Annotated in this window: 17 protein-coding genes; 10 read left to right on the top strand and 7 right to left on the bottom strand. The window is 55.9% G+C overall.

Going from position 1 to position 16,777, the window contains the following annotated elements; genetic code table 11:
* Position 1 precedes the first annotated feature (1 nt).
* From pgaB to pgaD, 3 genes are read left to right on the top strand one after another with little or no spacing between them, the layout of a single operon-like run.
* Complete coding sequence (gene pgaB / locus O1724_RS19375; protein WP_003862461.1) at positions 2-1,939, top strand: poly-beta-1,6-N-acetyl-D-glucosamine N-deacetylase PgaB; 1,938 nt, start codon at positions 2-4, stop codon at positions 1,937-1,939.
* On the top strand, positions 1,932-3,263 hold the full coding sequence (gene pgaC, locus O1724_RS19380) for a poly-beta-1,6-N-acetyl-D-glucosamine synthase (protein WP_003862462.1): 1,332 nt from the start codon (positions 1,932-1,934) through the stop codon (positions 3,261-3,263). Before pgaB ends, pgaC begins: the two co-directional genes overlap by 8 nt.
* Positions 3,260-3,694 carry a poly-beta-1,6-N-acetyl-D-glucosamine biosynthesis protein PgaD gene (pgaD, locus tag O1724_RS19385; protein ID WP_023323741.1) on the top strand — a complete coding sequence of 145 codons (435 nt, stop codon included), beginning with the start codon at positions 3,260-3,262 and terminating at the stop codon, positions 3,692-3,694. Before pgaC ends, pgaD begins: the two co-directional genes overlap by 4 nt.
* A 52-nt stretch (positions 3,695-3,746) precedes the next feature.
* Here the strand turns inward: pgaD and gss are convergent, their stop codons facing one another.
* Positions 3,747-5,609, bottom strand: a complete 1,863-nt coding sequence (gene gss, locus O1724_RS19390; RefSeq protein ID WP_003862464.1) for a bifunctional glutathionylspermidine amidase/synthase — start codon at positions 5,607-5,609, stop codon at positions 3,747-3,749.
* Between the two features lie 183 nt (positions 5,610-5,792).
* On the opposite strand from gss, the gene yghU reads away from it, so the two are divergent.
* Together yghU and fucR are read left to right on the top strand one after the other, a co-directional pair.
* Positions 5,793-6,659, top strand: coding sequence for a glutathione-dependent disulfide-bond oxidoreductase (yghU, locus tag O1724_RS19395; RefSeq protein ID WP_003862465.1), 867 nt, complete (start codon positions 5,793-5,795; stop codon positions 6,657-6,659).
* Positions 6,660-6,735: 76 nt separating this feature from the next.
* On the top strand, positions 6,736-7,485 hold the full coding sequence (gene fucR / locus O1724_RS19400; RefSeq protein ID WP_023314843.1) for an L-fucose operon activator: 750 nt from the start codon (positions 6,736-6,738) through the stop codon (positions 7,483-7,485).
* A 2-nt stretch (positions 7,486-7,487) separates the two neighbouring features.
* Here the strand turns inward: fucR and O1724_RS19405 are convergent, their stop codons facing one another.
* The gene (locus O1724_RS19405) at positions 7,488-9,035 is read right to left on the bottom strand and encodes a methyl-accepting chemotaxis protein (RefSeq protein WP_003862469.1); all 1,548 of its coding nucleotides are present in this window, start codon (positions 9,033-9,035) and stop codon (positions 7,488-7,490) included.
* A 152-nt stretch (positions 9,036-9,187) separates the two neighbouring features.
* Between O1724_RS19405 and O1724_RS19410 the strand changes: the two genes are divergently transcribed.
* The gene (locus O1724_RS19410) at positions 9,188-10,228 is read left to right on the top strand and encodes an aldo/keto reductase (protein WP_032610129.1); all 1,041 of its coding nucleotides are present in this window, start codon (positions 9,188-9,190) and stop codon (positions 10,226-10,228) included.
* A 58-nt stretch (positions 10,229-10,286) separates the two neighbouring features.
* On the opposite strand, the gene O1724_RS19415 is transcribed toward O1724_RS19410, so the two are convergent.
* Positions 10,287-10,775: a TIGR00645 family protein gene (locus tag O1724_RS19415; protein ID WP_003862473.1), complete on the bottom strand. Its 489-nt coding sequence runs from the start codon at positions 10,773-10,775 to the stop codon at positions 10,287-10,289.
* A gap of 43 nt (positions 10,776-10,818) precedes the next feature.
* Positions 10,819-11,322: an ESA_00282 family adhesion-associated protein gene (locus O1724_RS19420; RefSeq protein WP_003862475.1), complete on the bottom strand. Its 504-nt coding sequence runs from the start codon at positions 11,320-11,322 to the stop codon at positions 10,819-10,821.
* A gap of 102 nt (positions 11,323-11,424) precedes the next feature.
* Between O1724_RS19420 and O1724_RS19425 the strand changes: the two genes are divergently transcribed.
* Entirely contained in the window at positions 11,425-11,829 is a 405-nt protein-coding gene (locus O1724_RS19425) for a hypothetical protein (RefSeq protein WP_045335726.1), read from the top strand.
* 1 nt (position 11,830) lies between these two features.
* Positions 11,831-12,256 (top strand): hypothetical protein, encoded by a 426-nt coding sequence (locus O1724_RS19430; RefSeq protein WP_003862479.1) that lies wholly within the window; start codon positions 11,831-11,833, stop codon positions 12,254-12,256.
* An 80-nt stretch (positions 12,257-12,336) separates the two neighbouring features.
* On the opposite strand, the gene exbD is transcribed toward O1724_RS19430, so the two are convergent.
* Positions 12,337-12,762 (bottom strand): TonB system transport protein ExbD, encoded by a 426-nt coding sequence (exbD, locus tag O1724_RS19435; RefSeq protein ID WP_414538809.1) that lies wholly within the window; start codon positions 12,760-12,762, stop codon positions 12,337-12,339.
* Between the two features lie 4 nt (positions 12,763-12,766).
* Complete coding sequence (gene exbB / locus O1724_RS19440; RefSeq protein WP_126296862.1) at positions 12,767-13,498, bottom strand: tol-pal system-associated acyl-CoA thioesterase; 732 nt, start codon at positions 13,496-13,498, stop codon at positions 12,767-12,769.
* Between the two features lie 251 nt (positions 13,499-13,749).
* Here exbB and metC point away from each other — a divergent pair, with 251 nt between their 5' ends.
* Both metC and yghB read left to right on the top strand, forming a co-directional pair.
* A complete protein-coding gene (gene metC, locus O1724_RS19445; protein ID WP_047053887.1) occupies positions 13,750-14,937 on the top strand; it encodes a cystathionine beta-lyase in 1,188 nt (395 codons plus the stop codon).
* 142 nt (positions 14,938-15,079) lie between these two features.
* Positions 15,080-15,739, top strand: a complete 660-nt coding sequence (yghB, locus tag O1724_RS19450; RefSeq protein ID WP_023323743.1) for a DedA family general envelope maintenance protein YghB — start codon at positions 15,080-15,082, stop codon at positions 15,737-15,739.
* 43 nt (positions 15,740-15,782) lie between these two features.
* On the opposite strand, the gene O1724_RS19455 is transcribed toward yghB, so the two are convergent.
* Positions 15,783-16,682 carry an AraC family transcriptional regulator gene (locus O1724_RS19455; RefSeq protein ID WP_003862489.1) on the bottom strand — a complete coding sequence of 300 codons (900 nt, stop codon included), beginning with the start codon at positions 16,680-16,682 and terminating at the stop codon, positions 15,783-15,785.
* Positions 16,683-16,777: the final 95 nt, after the last annotated feature.

The following is a 16,777-nucleotide window of genomic DNA, read 5'->3' on the forward strand; positions in this document are numbered from 1 at the left end:
TATGCTGAACACACGTTTTTCTGTAAGCCTGATCGTCATCGGCTGGCTCTGCCTCAGCGCGAGCCTCTGCGCGCAGCCGCTCTCCTTTATGGCCCCTGAAGAGAGGCCGCAGCTGGAGGCCAGCAAACCCTGGCCGGAGAATCAGTTTTTGGTCCTGGCCTACCACGACGTCGAAGATGATGCCGCCGATCAGCGCTACCTCTCCGTTCGCACCAGCGCGTTAAACGAGCAGATAAGCTGGCTTTTGCACAACGGCTATCACGCCATTAGCGTGCAGGACATTCTGGATGCGCATGAAGGAAAAAAAGCGCTGCCGCCGAAAGCCGTTTTGCTCAGCTTCGACGACGGTTATAGCAGTTTTTACACCCGGGTCTGGCCCCTGCTTCAGGCCTGGAACGTTCCTGCGCTGTGGGCACCGGTGGGCAGCTGGGTGGATACGCCGGCAAATCAAAAAGTTAACTTCGGCGGTCTGATGACGCCCCGCGATCGCTTTGCCACCTGGGATATGGTTCGCGAGCTCAGCCAGTCCCCGCTGATTGAGATTGGCTCGCATACCTGGGCCTCGCATTACGGCATTCCGGCCAACCCGCAGGGAAGCCGTGAACCCGCCATCGCTAACCGTTTTTTTGATAACGCGACGGGGCATTACGAAACCGATGAACACTTCAATCAGCGGATCGCCGCAGACGTACGGAAAGTCACCGATAAAATCACCCAGGTGACGGGAAAAGCGCCGCGTGCCTGGGTGTGGCCCTATGGGGCTGCCAACGGTACATCGCTCGCTATCGCCCAGAAACAGGGCTATCAGCTGGCCTTTACCCTGGAGGACGGGCTGGCAAACGTGCGCGACCTCGGCAACATCCCGCGCCTGCTGATTGCCGGAAATCCGTCGATAAAAACCTTTGCCAACACGGTTAGCCGCGTTCAGGAGTTTGAACCGGTGCGCGTCATGCATGTTGATCTTGATTACGTCTACGATCCCGATCCGGCCCAGCAGACGAAAAACATCAACAAACTCGTCCAGCGGGTCTACGACATGAAAATCAGCCATGTGTTTCTCCAGGCGTTTTCGGATCCGCGGGGCGACGGCAGGATCAGCGCGCTCTATTTCCCCAACCGTCGTCTTCCGGTCCGGGCCGATCTCTTTAATTTTGTCGCCTGGCAGCTACAAACCCGCGCGGGAGTGAAAGTCTTCGCGTGGATGCCGGTTCTCTCTTTCGATCTCAGTCCAGCCTTGCCGCGCGTGCAGCGCCGTGAGCGTCAAACGGGAGAGTTGACCGTGGCCGCCGAGCCCTATATCCGGCTCTCCCCCTGGAGTCCGCAGGTTCGCCAGCAGGTGACGGAGATCTATGAAGATCTGGCCCGCTATGCCAGCTTCAACGGGATCTTGTTCCATGACGACGCAGTGCTGACGGACGTTGACGATGCCGGACAGGATACGACCCGGCAGAAGAGCCAGCGGCTTATCGGCTTTACCCGCACCCTGAGCCAGGCGGTGAAAAACATCCGTGGCCCGCAGATCAAAACCGCGCGGAACATGTTCGCGTTACCCATTCTCGAGCCGGAAAGCGAGGCATGGTTTGCGCAAAATCTGGATGATTTTCTGGCGGCCTACGACTGGACGGTGCCGATGGCAATGCCGCTGATGGAGTCCGTCCCGGCAGAAGAGAGCAATGCCTGGCTGACGCGTTTAGTCAAAGCCGTCGCCGCACGCCCCGGCGCGCTAAATAAAACGATTTTTGAGCTACAGGCCAGGGACTGGGCGCAGAAACCGCAGCGTGCCGTAGCCGATGAACGTCTGGTGGAGTGGATGCGGGTGCTCCAGCTGAACGGCATCAAAAATTACGGTTATTACCCCGACGACTTCCTCAACAACCAACCTGATATTTCACGTATCAGACCTGAATTTTCTTCGTACTGGTATCCTGACAATGACTGATCGCATTATCGCCTTCTCTATTTTGTGTCTGGTATTCGGGTTGCCGTTAGGCGTAGCCGCGCTGTTTACTGGCGAACTGATTCTGGACTTTGTCTTTTTCTGGCCGCTGTTTATGTCCGTGCTCTGGGTAACCGGCGGCCTCTATTTCTGGTTTCAGCTTGAACGGCACTGGTCGTGGGATAACGCAACACCCGCCCCCGCCTTAGCCGGTGAGCCGTTAATCTCGATTCTTATTCCCTGCTTCAATGAGGAACGCAACGCACGGGAGACCATTAGTGCCGCGCTGGATCAGCGGTACTGGAATGTAGAAGTTATCGCCATCAACGACGGTTCTTCTGATAACACGGCGGAGGTACTGCAACAGCTGGCGCGGGAGCAGCCGCGCCTGCGGGTGATTAATCTCGCGGAGAACCAGGGGAAAGCCGTGGCGCTCAAGGCCGGCGCTGCGGCGGCCCGGGGCGATCTGTTGGTCTGCATTGACGGCGACGCCCTGCTCGACCGCGACACCGCGGCGTATCTGGTGGCACCGCTGATTCAGTATCCCCACGTTGGGGCCGTCACCGGAAATCCGCGTATTCGCACGCGCTCAACGCTGATTGGTCGTATTCAGGTGGGCGAGTTTTCTTCCATTATTGGCCTCATCAAGCGAACGCAGCGGATCTATGGCCGGGTCTTTACCGTCTCCGGCGTCATCGCCGCCTTTCGCCGACAGGCGCTGGCGGATGTCGGGTACTGGAGCCCGGATATGATCACAGAGGATATCGACATAAGCTGGAAGCTTCAGCTTCGCCACTGGGATATCTTTTTCGAGCCACGGGCACTGTGCTGGATCCTGATGCCGGAGACGCTAAAGGGACTGTGGAAGCAGCGTCTGCGCTGGGCGCAGGGGGGGGCAGAGGTGTTTCTGGTTAACCTGCGCAAGATGGCCCGCTGGGAGCATCATCGCATGTGGCCCCTGTTTCTCGAGTACGCCCTATCAACGCTGTGGGCATTTGCCTATGGGGCGACCGTGGTGTTGTTCATTCTCAGCCATATTATCCCTCTTCCCGCGAACCTGGCCGTTGCGAGCCTGTTTCCCCCGGCGTTTACCGGGCTGCTGCTGGGCGTAATGTGCCTGCTGCAATTCCTCGTCAGTTTGTATATCGAGCGGCGCTACGAGCGGAATGTGGCAGGCTCGCTGTTCTGGGTAATCTGGTTCCCGATGGTGTACTGGATGATTGGCCTGTTTACCACCCTCGTGGCATTTCCGAAAGTCATGCTTAAACGTAAACGCGCCCGCGCGCGCTGGATCAGTCCGGACCGGGGTAAAGGGAGCATTCAATGAACGAGAGTACGTTAATTTTGACTGAACATCGGCTGGCACCGCGTCTTTTCGATGCTGCATTAACGCTGATAGCCTGGGGAGGATTCCTGTTTTTCCTGTACGCCAGGCTGTGGATGCAGTTAACCGAGGAGGGCGATCACCGCTGGAACGTAATTATCGCCTCGTTTAATACAGTGCTGGTTTATCTGCTGATTGCCGCGTTCAACGGCTGGCTGCTGATCCTGTGGTATCAGTACAATCGCCGCCGCGCGCATGTGAGGCGGCGTCATCCGGAAATGTTGCGCCATGACGAGCTTGCCCAAAGTTTTAACGTCACGCCGCAAATTATGTCCGAGATGAGCCAGTACAACCTGCTGACGGTTTACCATGACCAGATTGGCCGGATCATTGATTTGAAGATCAGCGAGCAGCAGGACGAGAAAGAAGAGTAAGAAAAAGCCCCCGCAGGTTATCCGGCGGGGGCTTTTTTGTCGCGGGTATGAATTAGTTATCCTTCACCACAATCAGCGGTTCAATATCGCTCTCTTTCTTCACCACCAGCGAGTTATCCCCACGCAGGCAGGTTCCGCCATAATTCCCGCCCACGGTAAAGGTGCAGACCTGAATGTATCTGCCGTCAACCTTCGGCAGGCACCATAGCTGCTGGTAGATATTCTTGCGGTCAACAAACTTGCCGCTGGACTGGTCCAGCAGTTCGTCCTGGGCGCCGATCAGATCGATATTGCTCCCGCAGCGTCCGGCGATCGGTTTAACGGCATAACCGGTCCGTTTGAGCAGATCGTTGACCTCAAAATCGGTATCCAGCAGGTAACGGTGGTTCGGGAAGAGCTGCCACAGCACCGGCAGGATCGCCTTGTTACCTGGGATCACCGTCCACAGCGGTTCAAAGACCAGCACTTCCGGGCGCAGCAGGACGTCAATCAGGCGCACTTCACCTTGCGGGTGACCGGTGCGGATAGGCACGGCGGCGTACTCGGTTTCGCTCACCTCGCGGATCTGCTCAATCGCCGTTTCCCATGCCCAGGTTTTCCATACGCAGTTAACGTGACGGCCTTCATCATCAATCAGTTGCCCGGCGGCATCCCAGCTCAGCGCGCCCAGTCCATGCAGGATTTTGGTTTCAAACCCGGCCTGGATCAGCGAGCGCTGAATAAAGAGCGCGTGGTAATCCTCTTCAATATCGTTGTCCTGCATGATATGGACGAACGGCCGCGCGTGGCTGTGCTTCCATGCGCCGGTCAGCTCCTCCAGCAAGCCTTCCGCCGGATTGTGGCCGGTGCCGCGATAGCCGTTTTTCACCCATTCTTCAAGAATCAGCCCGCCCTCGGTATGGCAGGAGGCGGAATCCGCGTTGTACTCGTAAACCTTGATGCCGCGCTCATCCATGCAGAAATCCATACGACCGGTGATCATATGGTGACGACGCCACTGCCAGGAGAGGCGCAGACGCGGCCAGAGGATTTTTGGGATGTCGAAAAGCGCGAGTAAGCTGTCGTCTTTCAGCACCTTGTCGGTGGCATGAAGGTACATCAGGTGCAGTTCGTTGGTGGCTTTGATCAGCTCCTGCTCGGCGCTTTCGGTAATGGTGAAGTACTGGCAGGGATCGTTGTTGATAACGTGGCCGTTGGCGCGAACGTACGCCTGTTGCAGGGCGTCGTTTTCATTGAGCCATTTCCCGTCGAACTGGCGGTTGTTCTTCAACCGCGCGCCGCTGATTTTCAGCAGTTCACCGTCGATCTCCGGCTGAGGAATACTGTGTTCCGTCTCCTCCGTCTGGATCATCCAGCCGAGGATCTCGGTATCGTTGAACGTGTCATGAAGCGTATAGCAACCGTCCTCCACGCTCAGACGCAGCTCGCGCGTCCACTGCTGCCCCATCGGCAGCGGGGAGTGAATAACGTTCTGCTCGGCAATGCGTACTCTGTCATCCAGCAGTTGGGTAATGACGGCGACGTGGCCGGTCTCATGAAACTCACCGCCCTTTTGCCAGATGAGCAGCGCACCGGCCTGCGGCGCACGTTTTGAGCCATTGGCAAAGGCCTGTAGCGGCAGAATATTGTCGTTTACCACCTGGCGCAAAAAACGCAGGGAGAAGATCTCCCACGCCATCCCGACGTCGGTAAAGACAAACCCGTGATTGAGAAACAGGAAACGGCGCGCAAACTCAACGCACTGCCATTTATGGCCCATGTACTCGTTGCCGATATAGCTGCGGAATTCCGCATCTTCCGGGTAGTGACGCGGATCGAGACTGCCGTAATTTGAAGAGTAAATCGCCACGCCACCCGGCGCATAACCTAATAACGTCCCGAAGGGGGCGTCACTGCTTAACGTTCCTTTACGCATGTGTCCAACCTAAAACAGGCAGGCGGCAATTTTTTTGTGGGGTTGTCGTCGTCTGCACGTTGTAATTAACTGACAGAGGTGGCGTTATCATACACCCGCCCTGCCCATTACGCTCGCATCGTTAAACGGTTCCTGCATCTCCTGCTACACTGCCTCAACACAACACCAAAGAGGCAGGCCAACATGTCAGATAACACCTATCAGCCACCGAAAGTGTGGGAATGGAAACAGAATAACGGCGGCGCGTTCGCCAATATCAACCGTCCCGTCTCGGGCGCGACGCACGAGAAAGAGCTACCTGTGGGCGCGCACCCGCTCCAGCTGTACTCTCTCGGTACGCCGAATGGACAGAAAGTTACCATCATGCTGGAAGAGCTGCTGGCGCTGGGCGTGACGGGCGCGGAATACGACGCATGGTTGATCCGCATTGGCGAGGGCGATCAGTTCTCCAGCGGTTTTGTCGACGTGAACCCGAACTCGAAGATCCCGGCCCTGCGTGACCACTCCACCACCCCGCCGACGCGCGTCTTTGAATCCGGCAATATCCTGCTCTATCTGGCCGAGAAATTTGGTCACTTCCTGCCAAAAGATCCGGCAGGACGAACGGAAACCCTGAACTGGCTGTTCTGGTTACAGGGCGCGGCCCCGTTCCTCGGCGGCGGTTTTGGCCACTTCTATAACTACGCGCCAGTGAAGATTGAGTACGCTATCGATCGCTTCACCATGGAAGCTAAACGCCTGTTCGACGTGCTGGACAAACAGCTGGCGCGCGGTCGTTACGTAGCGGGTGAGGAATATACCATTGCGGATATGGCAGTCTGGCCATGGTTTGGCTGCGTGGCGCTGGGCAGCGTCTATAACGCCGCCGAGTTCCTGGATGCCGGGAAGTACACCAACGTGCAGCGCTGGGCAAAAGATGTGGCGAATCGTCCGGCCGTGAAACGCGGGCGCATTGTTAACCGTACCAACGGCGAGCTGAACGAGCAGTTGCATGAGCGTCATTCAGCAAGCGACTTCGATACCCAGACGGAAGATAAACGTCAGGGTTGATCCATGACCGGGCGGTTCGCCGCCCTTCTTCCGCGATGAGAAAAATGCGTCAGCACGCGTGCGCAAGGAGCCTCGTATGTCAGACCAGACGCTAAAAGCGACCCGACAGCAGAGCCTTATCACCCTGCTGAGTCAAAGCGACTGGCTGACTACCGAGGTGCTGGCTGAAAAGCTCTCCGTCAGCAAAGAGACGATCCGCCGGGATCTGAAGTCGTTGCAGCAGCAGGGGAAGCTTCTGCGCCAGCACGGGCGCGCGCGTCTGATTCACCCGGACAGCCGCGACAGCGGTGAACCCTTTGGCGCACGCCTGAAAAGCCATTATGCCGACAAAGCCGATATTGCCCGCCACGCGCTGGGCTGGATCAGCGAAGGGATGACCATCGCCCTCGACGCCAGCTCAACCTGCTTTCATCTGGCGCGCCAGTTGCCGGACATCGACCTCACCGTATTTACCAACAGCCTGCCTGTCTGCCACGAGATGGCAAAGCGCGAGCGGATCACGCTTATCTGCTCCGGCGGAACGCTTGAGCGTAAGTATCGCTGCTATGTTAATCCGGCGCTGGTGACGCAGCTAAAAGGGCTGGAGATCGATCTGTTTATCTTCTCGTGTGAAGGGGTCGATGAGCATGGCGTTCTCTGGGATCCGTCCGAGCACAACGCGGGCTTTAAGGCGCTGCTGTTAAACCGCGCCAGCCAGTCGCTGCTACTGATCGACAAAAGTAAATTTATGCGGGCAAGCGAAGTGAAAATTGGTCAGCTGTCGCAGGTAACACAGATTATTCAGAGCGATAAACGTCAGGCCGCCAGAGACGGCCTGACACGATGAGGTTACGCGGTGAGACGGAATTTCTGCACTGAGCGCTGGAGTTCTTCGGTCTGCCGTTCCAGTGCGGCGGCGGCGGCGGAAACCTGCTCCACCAGCGAGGCGTTCTGCTGGGTCACGCCGTCCATCTGCGTGATGGCAACGCCGACCTGAGAAATTCCTTTGCTCTGCTCCTCTGACGCGGTGGCGATCTGCTTCATAATGACGGTCACTTCCGTCACGTCGCGCAGGATTGCTTCCATCGTGGTGCCGGTATCGTTCACCAGCTGCGCCCCCTGCTCCACGCGGGCAACGGAATCCGCAATCAGCCCTTCGATCTCTTTGGCCGCATTCGCGCTGCGGCTGGCCAGATTACGTACCTCACCCGCCACGACCGCAAAGCCTCGCCCCTGCTCCCCGGCCCGGGCGGCTTCCACCGCGGCGTTCAGCGCCAGAATATTAGTCTGGAAAGCGATGCTGTTGATAACGGTGGTGATTTCAGCGATTTTTTTCGAGCTGTCCGAAATGCCGCTCATGGTCGTAACCACATCTTCCACCAGCGACCCGCCGCGGCTGGCCGTGCTGGAGGCGACATCCGCAAGCTGGCTGGCCTGGCGCGCGCTTTCGGCGTTCAGCTTCACCGTTGCGGTAAGCTGCTCCATGCTGGCCGCGGTCTCTTCCAGCGCGGCGGCCTGCTCTTCGGTACGCGAAGAAAGATCGTTATTCCCGCTGGAGATCTCCGTTGCCCCGCGCCAGATATTCTCGCTGCCGGAACGAATCGTGCTGACCGCCTCCCGCAGGCTGTCCTGCATTGCACTCAGCAGCGGTACCAGTTGCCCCACGCAGTTGCGGCCCAAAGATTCAATCGGCTGGCTGAGGTCGCCCTGCGCAATCTGGCGGAACTGCTGACGGATACGATCCAGCGGTTTTACCAGTATCGCCACCAGGTAGCGGTCGGTGAAAAGCAGGATCAGCAGACCCACGATCGTGGCGGTGATAATTACCGTCCGGGTCATGCTGGTGAGGCCGTCGACCACCACGCGCGTGCTGTCGAGCGCCTTCGCCGCGGTATTGTTAAAGTTCTCAGCCGCTGACCCGAATGCACGGCTTAGCGGCGGCGTGACGTTGTTGGCATGCTGACGATAGCCTTCGAGCGTCGCCTGCTTCGCCTGCGCCATCTGCGGTGTAACGCCCTGATCGAGCAGCGCCTGCCAGGTGGAAATCACCTGCGCAGACACCTTTTCATCCATCGGGCCCGGGGAGATAGCTTTCATCTCTGCCAGCTTTTTACTCATGTTATCCAGCGCCTGCTGAGCAGGAGCCAGGTCCGGCGTGCCGCCCGCCGCTTTAACTTCCATTGCCCGGCTCAGGCGGGTGACGAAACGGAAATACTGATCGTTGCCCTGGCTCAGCACCGTCATTTGCCGGACCAGCTGGCGGTCAACGTCATTACCATCAGAAACACGAGACAGAGACCAGGTGCTGTAAAGCCCCACGCCTGCCCACATGACACAAAAGATCCCCAGTATCGTCAGCATGACGAAACGGATGGTGAAATTACGAAGCATCTTCATTGAGTATTCCTTGCCGTGAGGGTGAATTCGCCCAGAGGCGAGTACTCCCCTCGTTATCGGCAGATACTGTAGAAAATATACTTTTTTCGTTATCGAGTCGGCATAGAATGAAAACGTTGTTTCGAAAATTCACCGACAAGAAAGGAGACATCATGTCCTGGCACCCTTACACCGGCCGATACGAAAACATGCAGTACCGATACTGCGGCAAAAGCGGCCTGCGCTTACCGGCACTGTCGCTGGGCCTGTGGCACAGCTTCGGTCACGTTCAGCCGCTCGATTCCCAGCGTGCGCTGCTGCGTAAGGCCTTCGATCTCGGCATTACCCACTTTGACCTTGCCAACAACTACGGCCCCCCTCCGGGCAGCGCTGAAGAGAATTTTGGCCGTCTGCTGCGGGAGGATTTTGCCGGGTATCGTGACGAGCTGATCATCTCCACCAAAGCGGGCTACGACATGTGGCCAGGACCGTATGGTTCGGGCGGTTCACGTAAGTACCTGCTCGCCAGCCTCGACCAGAGCCTGAACCGCATGGGTGTGGAGTATGTGGATATTTTCTATTCTCACCGCGTAGACGAAAACACGCCGATGGAAGAGACCGCCGCCGCGCTGGCACACGCGGTGCAGAGCGGAAAAGCGCTGTATGTCGGCATTTCGTCTTACTCCACGGAACGCACGGCGGCGATGACCAAATTGCTGCGCGAGTGGAAGATCCCGCTTTTGATCCACCAGCCGTCTTACAACCTGCTTAACCGCTGGGTCGACAAGACCGGCCTGCTGGACGCGCTGGAGAAAAACGGAACAGGCTGTATCGCCTTTACCCCGCTGGCACAGGGCCTGCTCACCGGAAAATACCTGAACGGCATTCCGGACGGTTCACGTATGCAGCGCGAAGGGAAAAAAGTGCGCGGCCTGACGGAGAAAATGCTGACGGAAGCCAACCTGAGCAGCCTTCGTCTGCTGAACGAGATGGCGCACGCGCGCGGGCAGACGATGGCGCAGATGGCGCTAAGCTGGTTGTTGAAAGATGAGCGTGTAACGTCGGTACTGATTGGCGCGAGCCGCCCGGAGCAGCTGGAAGAGAACGTTCAGGCGCTGAATAACCTGCGCTTTAGCGAAGATGAACTGATGCGGATTGACCAGCACGTTGCGGATGGTGAGCTGAATTTGTGGCAGGCGTCGTCGGATAAATAGTGCGGCCTGCTGCCCTTACCACGCCCCCTCTCCCACAGGGAGAGGGGGCGTGGTGAATTTATTTCTTACTGATCTTATCCAGATACCCCATCACAAACGCCGACAGCACAAACGTCAGGTGGATAATCACATACCACATCAGCTTATTATCCGGGACGTTTTTCGCGTCCATAAAGACGCGTAACAGGTGAATAGACGAAATTGCAACAATCGACGCCGCGACTTTATTCTTCAGCGATGAGGCGTCCATTTTCCCCAGCCAGCTGAGCTTTTCTTTGTGCTCGGCGATATCAAGCTGAGAGACGAAATTCTCATAACCGGAGAACATCACCATCACCAGTAATCCTCCCACCAACGTCATATCTACCAGCGACAGTAGAACCAGAATCAAATCGGCTTCTGCCACGGAGAAAATGTTTGGCAGGACGTGGAATATCTCCTGAAAGAACTTAATCGTCAGGGCGACCAGCGCCAGGGAGAGACCAAAATAGACGGGTGCGAGCAGCCAGCGAGAGGCATACATTGCGTTTTCAAAGAAGCGTTCCATAAAATCCTGTCTGCAAACGAAACCAGCGCTGAGTATATCTCAACTATACCTCGTTGGGATCTACATCCGGACGCGCATACTCCGGCCAGACCAGCGCGACCAGTTCCGGGTAGGCTTCCAGGCTAAACTCACGAAAACACTGGCGCAGATTTAATACATCTAAATCGGAGTACGACACCTTCTCGCCATTCAGACAGCGCTTTTTGATATTGTCGTAATATTTATAGACCGCCGAATTAAGGTCGCTACAGCGGCGCTGCGCGTCGAACAGGCCGGGCGTATCATTAATTTCGGCCATTTTCATTCGCTTAATTGTCGCATGGAGGAAATCGATATATTCGTGATTTACTCGCCAGTACCAGACCGGTGTCACGGCGTTCATCAATACGGAGAAATGATCTTCCCCCTCCTCTTTCGACATCAATTCAGGCTGCGGCGGTTCACTGACGTCTTTTGACACTTTCGTTTTATTGAACTCTTGCATCAATAAAAGCACGCCAGCGGTCAGTAATAGTAACGTTATGACCGTGAAGAAAATGCTGTTCATGGGTAGGCTCCATTTTTTTTGATTTTAAAATTGCCTCATGATATTGTCAACGAATCTCACCCTTTTTCCAATCCCACCCTTTTGAAATTAAAGGAAATTAAAATGCTGCCCGACAATCTTGTCCCGGCAAAGTACCACATTACGCCTGTGGAACAGCCTTCGACGGAAGCAGATAAAGAGGCGAATTTCACTCAAGGAAAAAGAAAACTCTCCGACTATGAAGCCGACATATTAATTGGTGTTTCACGCACCGGCAAATCCCGTAATATGGTGCTGGAAGAGCACGATCGCCATTTAAAAGAGCGTTTATTTCGCGCGATCAAGATTGAAGCCTTAGTTCATCTGCTGAATGATTTACAGGCCGAAGGGGAAATAGACGCCCAGACGCTAAGTCAAATAATGGTCGAGAAAACGCAGCAAATAAATGAAGCCGGCAATGAAATTTGGCTTAATTTAATTACGCGTGAAAAAAACAATCCCATCTTTTATAACCTGGGGGAAGATTAACGTGAATGATGATAGCGGTAATAACGTTTATTTGACTTTAGATGATAAAAAAAGCGATGAATTTATCTTAAAGCAGAATCTCGACGCCCTGAAAAAGATAAAAAATGACGAGATGACGCGAATTACGCAGGATTTGGTTTCGATTCCGGCCACGCTGGTACGCCTGAAATGGCAGAACCGTCGGGAGATTTACGCCTTGCAGGCCAAGGAGGAGATTTACGGCGCGGTGATGAACGCCATTATTGAACAGCGTCCTGAGCTTAAAGAGAAGATCCTCGGGCGACTGGAGGCGAACTATCAGTACTTGCTGGCACGCGAGACAGCCACCCTGCGCCTGACCCGTAAACTCTCGGAAGGCAATTACCGTACATCAAACGTGACCTGTGTGGCGCTTGATGAAGAGGCGCCGACGGCGCCTTCAGAGTGAGACAACAATGATTGTTGCGGAATGCAGGCCGGGTAAGGCGACGCCGCCACCCGGCAGGCAAGGCTGCAAGAGCCTTCGTTTTACTTCGCGGCCGCTTTCTCTTCGCCGACCAGACCAATCTTCAGGTAGCCCGCCTGATGCAGCGTGTCCATTACCTTCATCATGGTTTCATAATCGACGGTTTTATCCGCGCGGAAGAAGACGGTGGTGTCTTTCTTGCCGCCGGTGAGCTGGTCCAGCGCCGGAATAACCGAGGCATCCGTTACCGGATCGTTGCCCAGGAACATGGACTTATCGGCCTTCACGGACAGGTAGATAGGCTTTTCCGGACGCGGCTGCGGCTGGCTGGAGGACGCAGGCAGATTCAGCTTCACGTCCACCGTCGCCAGCGGTGCGGCAACCATAAAGATAATCAGCAGAACCAGCATGACGTCGATAAACGGCGTCACGTTGATCTCATGCATTTCACCGTTATCGTCCAGATTTTCATTAAGACGCATTGCCATACAATCAACCTACGCGCAGTTTGGACGCCGCATGAACCGGTTTAACGGCGCTGGCGTTCAGGTCCAGATCGCGGCTTTGCAGCAGCAGAACCTGCGCGGCAACGTCACCCAGTGTGGCTTTGTAACTGCCAATCATGCGCGCGAAGATGTTATAGATAACAACCGCCGGGATAGCGGCAACCAGACCGATAGCCGTTGCCAGCAGCGCTTCTGCGATACCCGGCGCGACGACCGCAAGGTTAGTGGTCTGCGTCTGGGCGATACCGATAAAGCTGTTCATGATGCCCCAGACGGTACCGAACAGGCCGACGAACGGGGAGATAGCGCCGATAGTCGCCAGGTAGCCGTTACCGCGGCCCATATGACGACCCACGGCCGCAACGCGACGCTCCAGACGGAAGCCGGTACGCTCTTTAATGCCTTCGTTATCTTCACTGCCTGCGGAGAGTTCCAGCTCGTTCTGCGCTTCGTTCACTAACAGGGTAGTCAGGCTTTTCGCATGGAAGGATAAGGTGATATCAGAAGCCTGATCCAGAGAACGGGCTTCCGCCAGCTGCTTCTGCTCACGCTTGAGGCGGCGTTTTTGTGAAAGAAGTTCGGCGCTCTTGCTGAAGAAGATAGCCCAGGTGATCACGGACGCCAGAATCAGGCCGATCATCACAATCTTAACTACGATGTCAGCATGTTGATACATGCCCCAAACGGAGAGATCCGTCTGCATCAAATTATTACCCACTCTGTATCTCCAGGACGCAAATCACAAAATCTGAACGTAATAATATCAAAACGTCGTCGAATTGATAGTAGTTCTCATTAGTATTTACATAGTGCCGTAATTTTCGCTCACTTTCCTTGCGCTTACGCAGTAAAAATTTCTTATGCGAATTTTTGATAATATTTTCTGCTTATTCGATAAGCATCCGGATGCACATTCTGACAATCGTGGTAGTCTGGACGTCCAGACGTATAAAAATAGGGTTAGCGAACATGACTAAAAAGCAGCTTGAGACCACGCTGGTGCAGGCAGGACGCAGTAAGAAATACACTCAGGGCTCGGTCAACAGCGTGATCCAGCGCGCCTCCTCGCTGGTGTTTGATACCGTTGAAGATAAAAAAATCGCTACGCGTAATCGCGCGAAGGGCGGGCTGTTTTACGGTCGTCGTGGCACGTTAACCCATTTCTCGTTGCAGGAAGCCATGTGCGAACTGGAGGGCGGCGCGGGCTGCGCGCTGTTCCCGTGCGGCGCGGCGGCGGTCGCCAATACCATTCTGGCGTTTGTGGAACAGGGTGACCACGTCCTGATGACCAATACCGCTTACGAGCCAAGCCAGGACTTCTGCACCAAAATACTCAGCAAGCTCGGCGTCACCACCAGCTGGTTCGATCCGCTGATTGGGGCCGGTATTGCCGGGCTTATTCAGCCCAACACGCGCGTTGTGTTCCTGGAATCTCCCGGTTCCATCACCATGGAAGTGCATGACGTCCCGGCCATCGTGAAGGCGGTGCGCAGCATAGCGCCGGAAGCGATCATCATGATCGACAACACCTGGGCGGCAGGTGTGCTGTTTAAAGCCCTGAAATTTGACATCGATATCTCGATTCAGGCGGCGACCAAATACCTGATTGGCCATTCCGACGGCATGATCGGTACGGCGGTGTCTAACGCCCGCTGCTGGGATCAATTGCGTGAAAACGCCTACCTGATGGGCCAGATGGTGGATGCCGATACCGCCTACATGACCAGCCGGGGCATCCGTACGCTCGGCGTGCGTCTGCGTCAGCATCACGAAAGCAGCCTGCAAATTGCACAGTGGCTGGCGCTGCATCCGCAGGTGGAGCGCGTTAACCATCCGGCGCTGCCGGGCAGCAAAGGCCATGAATACTGGCAACGTGACTTTACGGGCAGCAGCGGGTTGTTCTCATTTGTACTTAAAAAGCGCCTGAATGACGCCGAACTGGCAAGCTATCTGGATAACTTTACCCTCTTCAGCATGGCCTATTCATGGGGTGGGTTTGAATCGCTGATCCTGCCCAACCAGCCGGAGCAGATTGCGGCCCTGCGCCCGGGCGGCGAGGTGGACTTCGAAGGGACCTTAATCCGCCTGCATATCGGGCTGGAAAATGTGGACGATTTAATTGCGGATTTATCGGCAGGATTTGAGCGCATCGTGTAAAGTGCTGACTGAAATGTACTCCCCGGACGCAATTCTGAACACCGCAAGCAGAAAAGTCTGTATGAGATGCGCCTGCGATCAACCCCGACAGGCAAAATTGGGAGTACAATAGCGTTATATCTGCTGTTCCACAGGAAAGTCCATGGCTGTTATTCAAAATATCATCACGGCGCTCTGGCAACACGATTTTGCCGCGCTGGCGGACCCGCATGTCGTCGGGATTGTCTATTTCGTGATGTTCGCGACGCTGTTTCTGGAAAATGGACTACTGCCAGCCTCATTTTTACCCGGCGACAGCCTGCTCCTGCTCGCAGGGGCGTTGATCGGCAAGGGCGTGATGGACTTCGCACCGACAATGGTGATCCTCACCTCTGCGGCCAGTCTCGGCTGTTGGCTGAGCTACCTGCAAGGGCGCTGGCTTGGAAACACCCGCGTGGTGAAAGGCTGGCTGGCGCAGCTGCCGCATAAATATCACCAGCGCGCCACCTGCATGTTTGACCGCCACGGCCTGCTGGCGCTGCTCGCCGGGCGTTTTCTGGCGTTTGTTCGCACCCTGTTGCCTACCATGGCGGGCATATCGGGCCTGTCCAACCGCCGCTTCCAGTTCTTCAACTGGCTGAGCGCCCTGCTCTGGGTGGGCGTGGTCACCACGCTCGGCTACGCGCTGAACATGATCCCGTTTGTTAAGCGCCATGAAGACCAGGTGATGACGTTCCTGATGGTGCTGCCGATATTCCTGCTGGTTGCGGGCCTGGTCGGCACAATCGCGGTGGTGATTAAGAAGAAGTATTGCAGCGCCTGATACCCCATCCTGATTCTCTTCCCGCGGGGAGAGAATCAAAAGCCTAAGCGCCCTGCATCGTTCTGATGCGCGACGCATCTTCCCCCGGCGTGACGCCGAAGTAGCGCTTAAACTCCCGACTAAACTGCGACGCGCTTTCATACCCAACCCGCATCGCCGCGGCGCTGGCCTTCATGCCATCGTGGATCATCAGCATCCGCGCCTTATGTAGACGGTAGGTTTTGAGGTACTGCAACGGCGACGTGCTGGTGACGGATTTAAAGTTATGGTGAAACGCCGAGACGCTCATGTTGGCTTCCGCCGCCAGCTGGTCAACGCTGAGGTTTTCCGTGTACTGGCTCTCAATGCGCTTGAGCACGCGGCTAATCAGGCTAAAGTGCGTCTGGCGGCTTACCAGCGCCAGCAGCGCCCCGCCGCCCGGCCCGAGCAGCACATGGTAAAGAATTTCGCGGATAATCTGCTTCCCGAGAATACGCGCATCCAGCGGCCTTTCCATCACGTCTAACAGGCGTTCAATCGCGCAGAGAATTTCCTCCGATAGGGTCGCGGAGTTGATACCGCTTGCCGCCATCGACGGCCGGAAAAGTTCGTCCTCCCCAATATCCATCAGCAGCTCCTGCAACTGGAGGATGTCGACGTTGACGCGGATCCCGGCCAGCGGCACCTCCTCTGTCGCGAAAGTTTCACATTCGAAGGGTAAAGGTACTGTCAGAAGCAGATATTCATTGGTGTCGTAACGGAACACGCGCTCATTGATATAGCCAATCTTATGGCCAGAAAAGAGAAACACGATGCCGGGCTGATACATCACCGGGGTGCGCGTTCCGGGCTGGGTACCGTACAGCAATCGAATATCCGGCAACAGCTCAGCCGAATCATTTCCGTTATCAATCAGTGTTTTAATCTGCGACGTTAGCTGGCGGCAGATGGCATCACGGTTCATTTTCAGTTACTCCGGGTACGGTTTCCGACGCCGACAGTGTGCGCATTTTCTTACCGTTTCTCCAGCGCGCTGTAGAAATGGGCAAGACATCGGCA

The organism is Enterobacter cloacae complex sp. HYC074_NIDB, assembly GCF_056673345.1.

Bases quoted from the DNA above. Each gene is read 5' to 3' on its own strand.
- pgaB (WP_003862461.1), top strand. From the start codon at position 2: ATGCTGAACACACGTTTTTCTGTAAGCCTGATCGTCATCGGCTGGCTC.
- O1724_RS19425 (WP_045335726.1), top strand. From the start codon at position 11,425: ATGCTGCCCGACAATCTTGTCCCGGCAAAGTACCACATTACGCCTGTG.
- metC (WP_047053887.1), top strand. From the start codon at position 13,750: ATGACTAAAAAGCAGCTTGAGACCACGCTGGTGCAGGCAGGACGCAGT.
- O1724_RS19415 (WP_003862473.1), bottom strand. From the start codon at position 10,775: ATGGAACGCTTCTTTGAAAACGCAATGTATGCCTCTCGCTGGCTGCTC.
- pgaD (WP_023323741.1), top strand. From the start codon at position 3,260: ATGAACGAGAGTACGTTAATTTTGACTGAACATCGGCTGGCACCGCGT.
- O1724_RS19455 (WP_003862489.1), bottom strand. From the start codon at position 16,682: ATGAACCGTGATGCCATCTGCCGCCAGCTAACGTCGCAGATTAAAACA.
- O1724_RS19410 (WP_032610129.1), top strand. From the start codon at position 9,188: ATGTCCTGGCACCCTTACACCGGCCGATACGAAAACATGCAGTACCGA.
- yghB (WP_023323743.1), top strand. From the start codon at position 15,080: ATGGCTGTTATTCAAAATATCATCACGGCGCTCTGGCAACACGATTTT.
- pgaC (WP_003862462.1), top strand. From the start codon at position 1,932: ATGACTGATCGCATTATCGCCTTCTCTATTTTGTGTCTGGTATTCGGG.
- gss (WP_003862464.1), bottom strand. From the start codon at position 5,609: ATGCGTAAAGGAACGTTAAGCAGTGACGCCCCCTTCGGGACGTTATTA.
- O1724_RS19405 (WP_003862469.1), bottom strand. From the start codon at position 9,035: ATGAAGATGCTTCGTAATTTCACCATCCGTTTCGTCATGCTGACGATA.
- exbD (WP_414538809.1), bottom strand. From the start codon at position 12,762: ATGGCAATGCGTCTTAATGAAAATCTGGACGATAACGGTGAAATGCAT.
- O1724_RS19420 (WP_003862475.1), bottom strand. From the start codon at position 11,322: ATGAACAGCATTTTCTTCACGGTCATAACGTTACTATTACTGACCGCT.
- fucR (WP_023314843.1), top strand. From the start codon at position 6,736: ATGTCAGACCAGACGCTAAAAGCGACCCGACAGCAGAGCCTTATCACC.
- yghU (WP_003862465.1), top strand. From the start codon at position 5,793: ATGTCAGATAACACCTATCAGCCACCGAAAGTGTGGGAATGGAAACAG.